Below are 11,917 nucleotides of genomic sequence, written 5' to 3'. Positions count from 1 at the left end.
CTCACGCCTGTGCGCAGGCCTGCTCGCCCGAGCCGGACAGCTCGAAATCCGCAGCGCGGTCCGCCGTCAGGGGCGCCGTCGACGAGCAGATCCGGCGGATGATCGACGGCGCGTCCAGCTCCCAGATCCGCAGCACGCCCTCACCGTCCCCGGAGAGGGCGGCGTGGCTGCCGGGCAGGAAGGCCACCTGCCATCGACCGGTGCCGGCGGTGGTGAGCGGCCCACCGACGTTGCGCATCGAGCCCGCGTCGGCGACGTCCCACAGCCGCACAGTGCCGTCGTCGCTGCCGCTGATCACGTGACGGCCATCGGGGTCGAACGACACCGAGTACACGGTGCCGGTGTGTCCGCGCAGCGGCGAACCCCTCATGGTGAGCGATCCGTCGGCGGCCCGGTCCCACAGCACGATCGACTGCTCGTCCCCCCCGGTCGCCAGCATCGTCCCGTCCGGGCTGAACGAGATCGAGTTGATCCCGTCCGCCTGACCACCGTCCGGAACCGCGACCTCGCGCGGGCTCGCCGCGTCCCGCACGTCCCAGGCGTGCATCCCGCCGTCCGCGTCTGCCGCCACCAGGTTGCGCCCATCCGGGCTGAAGGCCACCGTGCGAACGAGATTGGTCGGACCGCCGAGCGGTTCACCCCACGGCACCGGCCGTTCCGGATCCGCCAGGTTCCACAGCCGGACGCTGACGTCGTCGGCACCGATGGCGAGCGTCGACCCGTCCGGACTGAAGGCCAACTCCCAGGTGAATCTCGTCTGCGTCAGGATCGGTCCGCCGAGAGCACGCGGGTGGGCCGGGTCGTGCACGTCCCAGAGCTGCACCTGACCGCCGGAGGTCGGTGCGGTCGCCATCGTGCCGCCGTCCGGAGCCAGCGCCACCACATGGGCTCCGCCGAGCGGGCGCGGCAGGGCGAGTGCACTCGCCAGGGACAACCGTCGATCCCCGTCGACCCGCCACAGCCGGATCACCGAGTCGTATCCACCGGTCGCCACCAATGATCCGTCACGGCTCGGCGCGGGCTGGGTGAGCCCCGACCCCGAGACGTGGATCGCCGTCGACGGCAGCGTCCACACCCGGACCGTCGAGTCCTGTCCCCCGGTCACGATGGCGGAGCCGTCGGGCACCAGGGCGAGCGCGGGGACTCCACCGCCGTTGCCGGTCAACGCCGGCCGCAGCTCGCGCAGGCTCCGCGAGGCGGGGTCGAGGGACCACGTCTTCACCGTGCCATCCCACGAGGCGCTCGCCAGCGTCGCGCCGTCCGGCGCGAAGGCGATCGTCCACACCCCACCGGTGTGGGCCTGGATCGGGGCCCCGATCTCGCCGACCGCCCGCACGTCGGTGGTGTCGAACACCCGGATGACCCCGTCATCGCTGCTGGCGGCGAGGGTCCGCCCGTCGGGCGCGAACGCCACCGAGTGCACCACGTCGCCGAACCCGGTCAGCACCGACGGCAGCGGGACGGGAGGGAACCCCGCGCCCACCCCGGCGATGTCCCACAGCCGGATGCTGCGGTCATCGCTCGCGGTCGCCAGCACCGCCGAGTCCCCGCGGAACGACACCGTCCGGACCGCGCCCTGATGCGCGGGCAGCACCGTTGACCCGAAGTGACCCGAGAACGGATCAGAGGTGTCGAACATCGTCACGGTGCCGTCGTCGTTCGGCACAGCCAGGATCCGCCCGTCCGGGCTGAACCGGAGGTTGTGGACCGCCCGGGTCCCCACCTTGGTCCCGTCGAGCAGCGGCCGCGGCGCGGACCTGTCGGTGATGTCCCAGATGAACACGAGGCCGTCGCCGCTGCCCGCGGCCAGGATCCTGCCGTCCGGGCTGAAGGACACCGACGCCATGTACTTCTCGGCCCCGCCGAGAGGGGCGCCGATCGGTCGTGGGTCGGTGCGGTCGGTGAGGTCCCACAGTCGAACGGTGCGGTCGTCGCTGGCCGAAGCGATCGTCGAGCCGTCGTGCGAGACCGCCACCCCGTAGACCGGGCCCTGATGGCCGGTCAGGACGCGCCCCACCGGGGTCGATTCGGTCGCGATCAGGCGCGAGTACGCGGCGTCGTTTCCCGGCTTCATCTGCCAGGCCTCGATCGCCAGCCGCGCGGAGGTCGTCGGGTCGGAGTCCCGCAACGAATCCGTCAGCGCGATCAACTGGCGGAACTGAGCGGCCGAGCGCTCCGATTCGGCGCGCTGCTTCGCCGTCCATGCCATCGACACCGCGACCAACGCGATCACCGTGGACACCACCAGCGCCGCCATCACGGCCCGCTGGATCCAGGTGTCCCGGCGCACGTTCCCTGTCGAGGTGGCGAGGAACTCCGAGGCCGTCGGGGTCAGGGAGGCGGCCACCTTCGTCGCGCCAAGCCCCTCGACGGCGACCCTCGACGCATCGTGCTCGGCGACCATGTCGAGGCGGCCGCGCTGATAGAGCAGACTGCTGTTGCGGTCCGCCTGTTCCCAGTTCGCGGCGTCCGCCTCGATCTGCTGGCGCAGCGCGGTATATCGGCGGTCCTCCTGGATCCACTGTTTCAGCCGCGGCCAGGCGTCGATCACGGCGTCGTGGATGAGCTCCACGCTCTCCGTGTCCGCGACCAGGACCCGGGCCGCGATGAACTGGTCCACCACCTGCCTGCCGGTGGCCGTGTCCTCGCCGGCGAAGGCCAGCAACTGAGGAAGCGTGCGCCGGATCTTCACGTCGGTGCCGGTGTCCGTGACGTACACCAGGTGCACCAGCATCGCCCTGGCGAGCACCTTGCCCCGCTCGTCCAACGCCGCCCAGGTGCGCTCGGCCGTCGCGGCGACCGACCCACGCACACCGCCGGTGGCCCGATAGCTCGCCACGGTGAGCACTCCCCCGCGCCTGCGCTCCCACATCGTGTCGAGCAGATGTGAGAGCAGCGGCAGGACGGTGCCCGCGCCCTCGTCCGAGGTGAGCACCCCGAGATCGTGCAGGATGAGGTCGACCAGCCCCGCCTCGAGTTTGAGACCGATCATCCGGGCGGGCTGGGTGATCACCTCCACCATGTCCTCCCGCGTCAGCGGCGCGAGGACCTTGCTGTGGCGTTCGAGCGCGCGGGCGAGCACCGGCTGGGACAACGCCTGCTCGTAGAAGTCCGAGCGCATCGTCGCGACGACGACGGGCGCGGCATCGGGCGTCTCCTCCGCACCGACCGTCGTGGCCGCGAGATCGAGGAGGGTGAGGAAGCGGTCGCGCTCCTCGGGATCGTCACATTGGGTGAACAGCTCCTCGATCTGGTCCACGACGATCAACAGCGGGTTCGACTCCAGACGAGCGGCGACCGCGCGGACCGCGCGGCGCGCGACCTCCGGCCGAGGATCCGAGGCCGCCTCCCGCAACTCCGGGAGCGCCTCGCCCAGCGACTGCAACGGACGTGGTCCCGGCGTGAGCACCACCGGCCTGTCACCGGCGTCGGATCCCGGGCCCGCCAGTTCCGCGACGAGACCGGCCTGGACCAACGAGGACTTCCCCACTCCCGAGGCACCGGTCACGATCACCAGTCCGTGACCATGCGCGGAGGTGACCGTCTCGACCAGGCCGGGCAGGCTGGCGCCGCGGCCGAAGAACAGCCGCGCGTCCTCGGCCCGGTACGGCTCGAGTCCCCGATACGGACGAACCCCGGTCACCGGAGCAGGCGCCACCTGATCGGCCTGCTCGCCGCCGCCGCGCGTGGCGTTCGCGTCGCGGGCACTCGACCACCACGCCAGCCATTGCTTCATCGAGTACAAGCCGGCGACCGGCGGCTGGGTGCCGTGCAGCGCCTGCGCCGCGCGGATGAGGACCACCAGCACCGGGCGGACCGAGTCGAACGTCGCGGGGACCCGCTTGCCCGAACGCCAGTCGCTCAGTCGCTGGACCGAGATCTGTCGGTCCGTGCCGATTGTTCGGCCGACCGCCGACGCCTCCGAGACGACCTTCTTCAGGGCAGGCCCGCCTGCCGTCGCGAACAGCAGGCGCAACTGATCCGCGAAATGCAGGCGCGCTTGCACGCCCGGGTCGCTCCGCGGGCTCCGCGCCTGCACCTCCGGGTCGCTCCGCGGGCTCCGCGCCTGCACCTCCGGGTCGCTCCGCGGGCTCCGCGCCTGTGCGTCCGGGTCGCTGCCCGAGGCACCATCCACCGCATCGGCCGAATCGCCACCGGACATCGTCGATCACCCCAGTTCCTGCCGTGGAAATTCCGCTGCGGAAAAGTTCCTCACCCACTGCGAACTGGGACGATACCCGGATACCGGGACGGGAGGTTTGGTTGGGTCCCAGCCACCGGCCAGAGTTGATCTCGACGCACGGGGGGCCCTGCATCACCGCGCCACACCGGCGGGAACTGTTCAGCCCGAGGGGGGGTTGTTCCCGCCGGTGTGCACGTGGCCGACCACACACGACGGAGTGACCATGAGCAGAATCGCCGCCAAGATCGCGTCCACGGTTCCACCTACTCTCGCCGCAGCACTCGTCCTCGCCGCCGCGGTCGGCCTCATCATGTTGATGGGCGCGCCGCCCAACTGACGCTCCGGCGCTGCCGGACCCGCTCAGTCCTGTCGGGCCGCCAGCACCGCCTCGTAGACCTCACGCTTGGACACCCCGGCGGTCGCGACCATCGCGCACGCGTCCTTGAGCCGCGCCCCGCCCTCCACGAGCCGCTCCACCTCCCCGACCAGATCCTCGGGTTCCGCGGCGACCAGTCGCGCGGCCTCAAGCACGACGGTGATCTCCCCGCGTGCCCCCTCGATCGCCCACTCGGCCAGTTCGGCCAGGGTGCCGCGGCGCACCTCTTCGTAGGTCTTGGTCAGCTCCCGGCACACCGCCGCGCGACGGTCCCCGCCGAGCACCTCGACCGCGTCGGCGAGGCACGCGGCCAGCCGGTGCGGCGCCTCGAAGAACACGCACGCCCGCTGCTCGGTGCGAAGCGACTCCAGCCAGGTTCGGCGCTGCCCCTGCTTGCGCGGCGGGAACCCGTCGAAGCAGAAGCGCTCGACCGGCAGCCCGGACAGCGCAAGAGCGGTCGTCACGGCCGACGGACCCGGCAGGCAGGTCACCGGCAGGTCCTTCTCGACACACGCCGCCACCAATCGGTAGCCGGGATCGCTGACCGATGGCATCCCCGCGTCGGTCACCAGCAGCACCGTCTTGCCCTCGGAGACATCGGCGACCAACGCCGGCAGCCGGGTCGTCTCCACCTGGTCGTAGAAACTGACCACCTTGCCGGTGATCACCACCCCGAGCGCGGACGCCAGATGCTTGGTGCGGCGGGTGTCCTCCGCCGCGACGACGTCCGCGGTGGCGAGGGCCTCCTTGAGGCGTTCGGAGGCGTCACGGACCTCACCCATCGGTGTCGCGGCTAGGACAAGACGACCGTTCATGTCCCACAGCCTACGATCGAGCACGTGACCCAGTTGACCGACGAGCGCGCGACGCCCGCAGTCGACACCTTGATCGTCAGCCCGGCGCCGACGGCGCCCGCCCTCGATCCCGGCCCCACCGACCGGATGCGCGGCTGGGCGGTCACCATCTTCCTCACCACTCTTGCGGCGATCACCCGCTTCGTCATGCTCGGCTACCCCACCGACGCGGGCACCCCGGTGTTCGACGAGAAGCACTATGCGCCCCAGGGCTGGCAGGTGCTCACCGGCGGCTGGCTCGAGGACAACCCCGGCTACGGCCTCGTGGTGCACCCGCCGATCGGCAAGCAGTTGATCGCCGTCGGCGAGGCGATCTTCGGCTACAACGGCTGGGGCTGGCGGTTCGCGTCCGCGGTCGCGGGCACCATCCTGGTGCTGCTCGTGGTGCGGATCGTCCGCCGAATGGCCCGCTCCACCCTCGTCGGGGCGATCGCCGGGCTGCTGATCATCGCCGACGGCGTCACGTTCGTGTCCTCGCGGATCGGGATGCTGGACATCTTCATGGCCGTGTTCGTGGTCGCGGCGTTCGGTTGCCTCGTGGTCGACCGGGACCAGGTACGCGAACGGATGGCCCTGGTGTGGGTCGAGGGCCGGATCCACGACTCCCCCTACGGTCCGCGCCTCGGCGTGCGCTGGTGGCGATTCGGCGCGGGCGTGCTGCTCGGGCTGGCGTGCGGCACCAAATGGTCGGGCGTGTACTTCATCGTCTTCTTCGGTCTCCTGAGCGTCGCGTTCGACGTTGCCGCCCGGCGCGCCTACGGCGTCCGCCGACCGTGGATCGGCGCCGGGCTGCGCGACGTGGGGCCCGCGCTCTACGCGCTGGTGGTGATCCCGCTGCTGGTGTACCTGGCGAGCTACTGGTCGTGGTTCGCCTCGGAGACCGGCGTCGACCGGAATGCCGTCGGCACCAAGGTGGGCATCGGCGGGCACTTCGGGTTCGTCCCGGACGCGCTGCGTTCGCTCTGGTACTACAGCGGAAACGTGCTCGAATTCCATTCCGGGCTCACCAATTCCGCGGGCAACCATCACCCGTGGGAGTCGAAGCCGTGGTCGTGGCCGATGGGGCTCCGCCCGATGCTGTACTACTTCGCCGACGGCGAGCAGATCTCCGGGTGCGGGGCATCGAGCTGCGTCAAGGCGGTGATGCTGATCGGCACCCCGGCAATCTGGTGGCTGGCGCTGCCGATGCTCGGTTGGGCGCTGTGGCGCACGGTGGTGTCGAAGGACTGGCGCTACGCGGCCGTGCTCACCGGCTACGGCGCCGGACTGCTGCCGTGGTTCGTCACCATGGACCGGCAGATGTACTTCTTCTACGCCGTCGCCCTTGCCCCGTTCCTCGTGATGGGCCTGGCGCTGGCGCTCGGCGAGATCATCGGCCGGGCCCGAGCCTCCGCGGAACGACGTGGCACCGGCCTGCTCGCGGTCTGCCTCTACCTCGGCCTCGTGATCGCGAACTTCATCTGGCTCTGGCCGATCCTCACCGCGATCCCGATCACGCCGGAGGCCTGGCAGCAGCAGCTGTGGCTGCCGAGCTGGCGCTGACCCCGGACTTCGGGCCGCCCCGCGCCAATTCAATCAAGCATGCTTGATTGTTTTTTCGTTCGCGCCTACAGTCGCCTCCCAAGGGGCCCGATGTGACCCCAGTCACCAACCTCGTGGGCGCCCAGCCGTTCGGGTGGCGCGTCCTTTCGACGTCCAGTGGAGGCCACGTATGCAACCCGATCTGTCCGGTCTGACCGCGCTCGAGGTCAATCTGGCCACCCGCACCTCGCTGGGCGACGCCCTCACCCGGTCGGCCCGAATGTTTGGCTCCCGCACCGCAATCGCGGACCGCGGCCGTTCGGTCACCTACCGCGAACTCGACGCCGCCGCGGAAGCTGTCGGACGCTCGTTCCTCGAGTCGGGCCTGTCCCACCAGCAGCCGGTCGCGATGCTGATGGGCAATTCGTGGCAGTTCGTCGCGACCTACTTCGCCTGCGCCAAGGCGGGCCTGGTGGCGATGCCGGTGAACGTCGTGCTCGCGCCCGAGGACATCGCGTGGATCCTGAACGACTCCGGCACCACCACCGTCGTCGCCGATGCCGTCTTCGCCCCGCTGCTCGAGAAGATCCTGCCCGGGCTGACCGAGGTGAAGTCCGTGATCCTCGTCGGTGCCGAGCCGGCCGAGTCGACCGGCGGGGTGCCGACCCGCCACTGGAAGGACCTCGCGCTCCGCGAGGCGACCGGTCCACTCGAGGTGCTCGTCGAGGACCGCGACGTTGTGCAGTGCCTGTACACCTCCGGCACCACCTCTCGCCCCAAGGGCGTTCTGGTCACCCACACCGCGGTCTTCGTTGCGGGTCTGACCAACGCGTTGATGCAGGGCGCGTCCTGGGGTGGCGAGCACGCAACCCTGGTCAACGTGCTACCGATGTTCCACACCACGGGCCTGAACACGCTGGTCCTGCCGACCCTGATGATCGGCGGCACGGTGGTGCTGCCCGGACCGTTCGACCCGGGCGCGGTGCTCGATGCCATCGAGGCGCACCGGGCGACCCACGTGATGTTCCTGCCGATCATGTACCGCGCGCTGGTGGGCACGCAGGCCGCCGCGGCGCGGGACCTCTCCTCGGTCAAGCTGTGCATCTATGCGATGGCTCCCATGCCCGACGCACTCCTGGATCAGGTCGACGAGGCGTTCCCGAACGCGGCGGTGATCCTCGGGTCCGGTCAGACCGAGGTGGTGCCCGCGACCGTGCTGCAGTGGCCGGAGCACCGCCACACCAAGGCGAACTCCTGGGGCCCGCCGGTCCCGACCGTCGAGGTGCAGATCATGGACAACGACGGCACGCTGCTGCCGGCGGGCGAGAGCGGCGAGATCGTCTACCGGGGACCGCATGTCAGCAGCGGCTACTGGAACAACGCCGACGCCAATCGGGCGGCCTTCGCGCACGGTTGGTTCCACAGCGGCGACGTCGGCCATCTCGACGAGGACGGGGTCGTCTGGTTCACCGATCGGCTCAAGGACATCATCAAGAGCGGTGGCGAGAACGTCTCGTCCGTGGATGTCGAGCGCGTCGTCTCGGCGGCGCCGGGGGTCCAGGAGTGCTCCGTCGTCGGTCTGCCGGACGAACGCTGGGGCGAGGCGGTGTGCGCGGTGGTCGTCGCCGCCGACGCCACCGTCGCACCCGGCGAACTCGAAGCCCAGGTGATCGCCCACGCCAAACAGCACCTGGCGGGTTTCCAGGTGCCCAAGCGAGTGATCGTCGTCGACGAGCTGCCCAAGACGGCGACCGGCAAGGCCCGCAAGCACGAACTCAGGGCCGGCTTGAGCCGCTGAGCACCCCGATGGGACGGAAACCCTTGCTGCTCACGGGTTTCCGTCCCATCAGGCCGAGGAACCGTTACCGACCGACCTACTGGGCCCGCGTCGGGGGCGCGGCGTCCGCCGCCGCTCCTGCTTCGCCTCCAGGATCATCGGATCGTGACACAGGTCCCGGTAGAGCGAGACGCACAGGCCGATCATCACCAGGACGAACGGCGCCGCCGCGATGATCGTCATCGTCTGCAGACCGTGCAGCGCGTCCTCGCCGCCCGTCCACAGCAGCAACGCCGCGACCCCGCCGGTGGCCAGACCCCAGAAGATCACGACCCAGCGGCTGGGATCGAGGGTGCCGCGCTGCGACAGTGTCCCCATCACCATCGACGCGGCGTCCGCGCCGGAGACGAAGAAGATCGAGACCAGGAGCATCACCAGGACGGTCGAGATGCCTGCCAACGGGAGATTGTCCAGCATGCCGAAGAGCTGAGATTCGGAGCTACCGCGCCCAGCCAGGTCGATGCCGCTGCGCTGCTCGCCGATGGCCGCGCCGCCGAACACCGAGAACCAGAACAGGCTGACCAGACTCGGGACCAGGATCACGCCGATCACGAACTCACGGATGGTGCGGCCGCGGCTGATGCGGGCCAGGAACATGCCGACGAACGGGGTCCACGAGATCCACCACGCCCAGTAGAAGATCGTCCACGAGGACAGCCACTCGGCGGTCTCCGGATTGCTCGATGCCGCTGTACGGGCGGACATCTCCGCGATCTCGGCGGCGTAGGCGCCGAGGGCGGTGGGGATCAGGTTGAGGATCAGCACCGTCGGCCCGAGCACGAACACGAACAGCGCGAGGACCAGCGCCAGCACCATGTTGATGTTCGACAACCACTGGATGCCCTTGGCCACCCCCGAGACCGCGGAGGCGACGAACACCAGCGTCAACACGGCGACGATGGCGACCAGCAGCAGCGTGCCCGCCTCGTCCAACCAGCCCGCGACCTCGAAGCCCGAGCCGATCTGCAGCGCGCCCAACCCGAGGGACGCGGCGGTTCCGAACATGGTCGCGAAGATGGCCAGGATGTCGATGACCTTGCCGATCGGACCCTCCGCGCGGCGCCCGAGCAGCGCGACGAACGCGGAGCTGAAGAGCTGCTTGCGGCCACGTCGGTAGGTGCCGTAGGCGAGCGCCAAGCCCACCACCGCGTAGGTGGACCACGGATGCAGGCTCCAGTGGAACATCGTGGTCGCCATCGCGGTGCCGACGCCCCCGTCGGTCCCCGGCGGCGGGTTCACGAAATGTGCGAGCGGTTCGGCGACACCGAAGTACATGAGCCCGATGCCCATTCCCGCGCTGAACATCATGGCGATCCAGCTGACGGTGTTGAACTCCGGCTTCTCGCCGTCCTTCCCGAGCGGGATCCGGCCGTACTTGCTCAGCGCCAGCCACAGGGCGAACAACACGAATCCGGTGGCGGCGAGAATGAACAGCCAGCCCAGGTTGGTGACCAGCCAATCGAGCACGGTGCCAGTGACGGAGTCGAGGCTGTCCGGACCGACCAGGCCCCAGACCACGATCGCGGCGACGATCGCGGCCGTGACCCCGAATACCACATGGTCGGTCCGGACACCGGTCGTGCGCTTCAGGACATGACCGATGATCTCGTCGTCGGTGCGGTCGGAATCCTGCTCGGATAGATCGGAATTCGACGCCATGTGCTCCTACGTTGCTTGCCCGCTCCGGCAAAAGCAAGCGCGACAGGCGTGGAACGGCGACCTACCCGAGCGGCTCCGTCCCGCTACGCCTTCGACCGTGCCGACGATTTGCGGCCGAGGATCCCGTCGATGCTGAACCGTCCGGCGCCGGTCGCGGCGAGCAGCAACGATCCCACGCCGAGCGACAGCACCAGCTCGTATCCGCCTTCGCCGACGAAGATGCCCTTGTCGTAATGCACGATGGCGAACGCCCCGACCATGTTGAGGAACAACAGGATCCCGGCGATCGGCGTGGCGACCCCCGCGATGAGGGCGAAGCCACCCACCAGCTCGATGGTCGCGGCCACGATCGCGGAGAGGTCCGGCATGGGCGCGCCCATGCCCTCGAACGCGACCTGCGTCTTGTCGATTCCCATGGTGAAGAACTTCTGCCAGCCGTGGGCGACGAAGATGACGCCGATGCCGACCCGGGCGATCAGGATGGCGAGGTCGCGGAATGCGGCGGATTTCATGATGGAGTCCTTTTCGGTTGCGGCGCGACGGACGGGAACACCACCAACCCTGACACACCATGGTTGAAGCGTCAACCATTCCGCCGGTTGCCGGGGCCCGCTCAGGCTCCCCGCAGCGCCGCCTTGAACAACCGCTCGGCGGTCTCGTCGCCGAGGCCGAGTCCGCGGACGGTGGCGACGTAGTCGGTGGCGGCGCGCTGCGCGGCGGCCATCGAGGCGTCTCCGACCGCGGCCACGAAGGACCCCAGCCGCCCCCTCGTCTCGATCGCCCCGAGCTGTTCGAGCTCTCGGTACGCCCGGGCCACGGTGTTCGCGGCCAGCCCCAGTTCCTCGGCGAGGGCCCGCACCGTCGGCAGCTTGGTGCCCGCGATCAGCTCGCCGCGCCGGACGCGATCGAGGATCTGCAGCCGCAGCTGCTCGTACGGCGCCGTGGACGAGTGTGGGTCGATGTCGATGCGCATGATCAACGCTAACCCCGCGACGCCGCGGTCAGTCCGCGAACGCCTCCGCCACACCGTCGAACCACGCCGACTCCTCGACCAGGCTGCGGCTGCGCCAGCCCTCGGGCGTGCGAACGAGCTCGTGGTTGTACCAGCCGCCGCAGAAGAACTGCCTGTCCTTCTTGACGATCATCGGATTGAAGAACATGGCCCGGACCCGGGCCCGGTCACCGTCGAGTTCCACGTCGATGTTCGAGACGAAATGCTGCGTCTGCGCGAACAGGTCGAGCATCGTCGCCAGCTGCGCCACGACGAACTCCACGTCACCGACCGGCCCGCCCGCGGTGGAGTAGTCGATGTGCGCGTCCGGGGTGAACACGGTGCGATAGAGATCCCAGTCCTTGCTGTCCACCGCGTGCGCATAGCGGGTGAACAGATCCTGTATCTCGATGCGGTCGGAGATCGTCTGCAGGTCCATGCCGACATACAAACGCACCGACGGCCGGTCGCGCCGCCGAATGCGACAACGACTGCC

8 protein-coding genes are annotated in these 11,917 nt (G+C 69.6%); 2 read left to right on the top strand and 6 right to left on the bottom strand.

The features are described 5' to 3' along the window. Position 1: 1 nt before the first annotated feature. Both FCG67_RS13835 and rsmI read right to left on the bottom strand, forming a co-directional pair. Positions 2-4,162, bottom strand: coding sequence for an nSTAND1 domain-containing NTPase (locus FCG67_RS13835; RefSeq protein WP_136910349.1), 4,161 nt, complete (start codon positions 4,160-4,162; stop codon positions 2-4). A 381-nt stretch (positions 4,163-4,543) separates the two neighbouring features. Further along, positions 4,544-5,374, bottom strand: coding sequence for a 16S rRNA (cytidine(1402)-2'-O)-methyltransferase (gene rsmI / locus FCG67_RS13830; protein ID WP_077042620.1), 831 nt, complete (start codon positions 5,372-5,374; stop codon positions 4,544-4,546). A 72-nt stretch (positions 5,375-5,446) separates the two neighbouring features. Here rsmI and FCG67_RS13825 point away from each other — a divergent pair, with 72 nt between their 5' ends. Both FCG67_RS13825 and FCG67_RS13820 read left to right on the top strand, forming a co-directional pair. After that, positions 5,447-6,955, top strand: a complete 1,509-nt coding sequence (locus FCG67_RS13825) for a dolichyl-phosphate-mannose--protein mannosyltransferase (RefSeq protein ID WP_425467839.1) — start codon at positions 5,447-5,449, stop codon at positions 6,953-6,955. Positions 6,956-7,124: 169 nt separating this feature from the next. Then, a complete protein-coding gene (locus FCG67_RS13820) occupies positions 7,125-8,732 on the top strand; it encodes a class I adenylate-forming enzyme family protein (protein ID WP_136910348.1) in 1,608 nt (535 codons plus the stop codon). Positions 8,733-8,780: 48 nt separating this feature from the next. On the opposite strand, the gene FCG67_RS13815 is transcribed toward FCG67_RS13820, so the two are convergent. The 4 genes from FCG67_RS13815 to FCG67_RS13800 form a co-directional block, all read right to left on the bottom strand. Then, positions 8,781-10,430 carry a BCCT family transporter gene (locus FCG67_RS13815; RefSeq protein WP_136910347.1) on the bottom strand — a complete coding sequence of 550 codons (1,650 nt, stop codon included), beginning with the start codon at positions 10,428-10,430 and terminating at the stop codon, positions 8,781-8,783. Positions 10,431-10,513: 83 nt separating this feature from the next. Next, positions 10,514-10,942, bottom strand: a complete 429-nt coding sequence (locus FCG67_RS13810) for a DoxX family protein (RefSeq protein WP_136910346.1) — start codon at positions 10,940-10,942, stop codon at positions 10,514-10,516. Positions 10,943-11,043: 101 nt separating this feature from the next. Further along, entirely contained in the window at positions 11,044-11,403 is a 360-nt protein-coding gene (locus tag FCG67_RS13805; RefSeq protein ID WP_097212254.1) for a GntR family transcriptional regulator, read from the bottom strand. Between the two features lie 28 nt (positions 11,404-11,431). Continuing rightward, a complete protein-coding gene (locus tag FCG67_RS13800; RefSeq protein ID WP_136910345.1) occupies positions 11,432-11,860 on the bottom strand; it encodes a nuclear transport factor 2 family protein in 429 nt (142 codons plus the stop codon). Positions 11,861-11,917: the final 57 nt, after the last annotated feature.

The organism is Rhodococcus oryzae (assembly GCF_005049235.1).
GTDB classification, from domain to species: domain Bacteria; phylum Actinomycetota; class Actinomycetes; order Mycobacteriales; family Mycobacteriaceae; genus Rhodococcus_G; species Rhodococcus_G oryzae.
Note: the sequence above shows the minus strand (reverse complement) of the source record. Positions and strands in the feature narration are given on the sequence as shown.

Coding starts and splice junctions, on each gene's coding strand:
- FCG67_RS13810 (WP_136910346.1), bottom strand. CDS start 10,942: ATGAAATCCGCCGCATTCCGCGACCTCGCCATCCTGATCGCCCGGGTC.
- FCG67_RS13805 (WP_097212254.1), bottom strand. CDS start 11,403: ATGCGCATCGACATCGACCCACACTCGTCCACGGCGCCGTACGAGCAG.
- FCG67_RS13815 (WP_136910347.1), bottom strand. CDS start 10,430: ATGGCGTCGAATTCCGATCTATCCGAGCAGGATTCCGACCGCACCGAC.
- rsmI (WP_077042620.1), bottom strand. CDS start 5,374: ATGAACGGTCGTCTTGTCCTAGCCGCGACACCGATGGGTGAGGTCCGT.
- FCG67_RS13820 (WP_136910348.1), top strand. CDS start 7,125: ATGCAACCCGATCTGTCCGGTCTGACCGCGCTCGAGGTCAATCTGGCC.
- FCG67_RS13835 (WP_136910349.1), bottom strand. CDS start 4,162: ATGTCCGGTGGCGATTCGGCCGATGCGGTGGATGGTGCCTCGGGCAGC.
- FCG67_RS13800 (WP_136910345.1), bottom strand. CDS start 11,860: ATGGACCTGCAGACGATCTCCGACCGCATCGAGATACAGGATCTGTTC.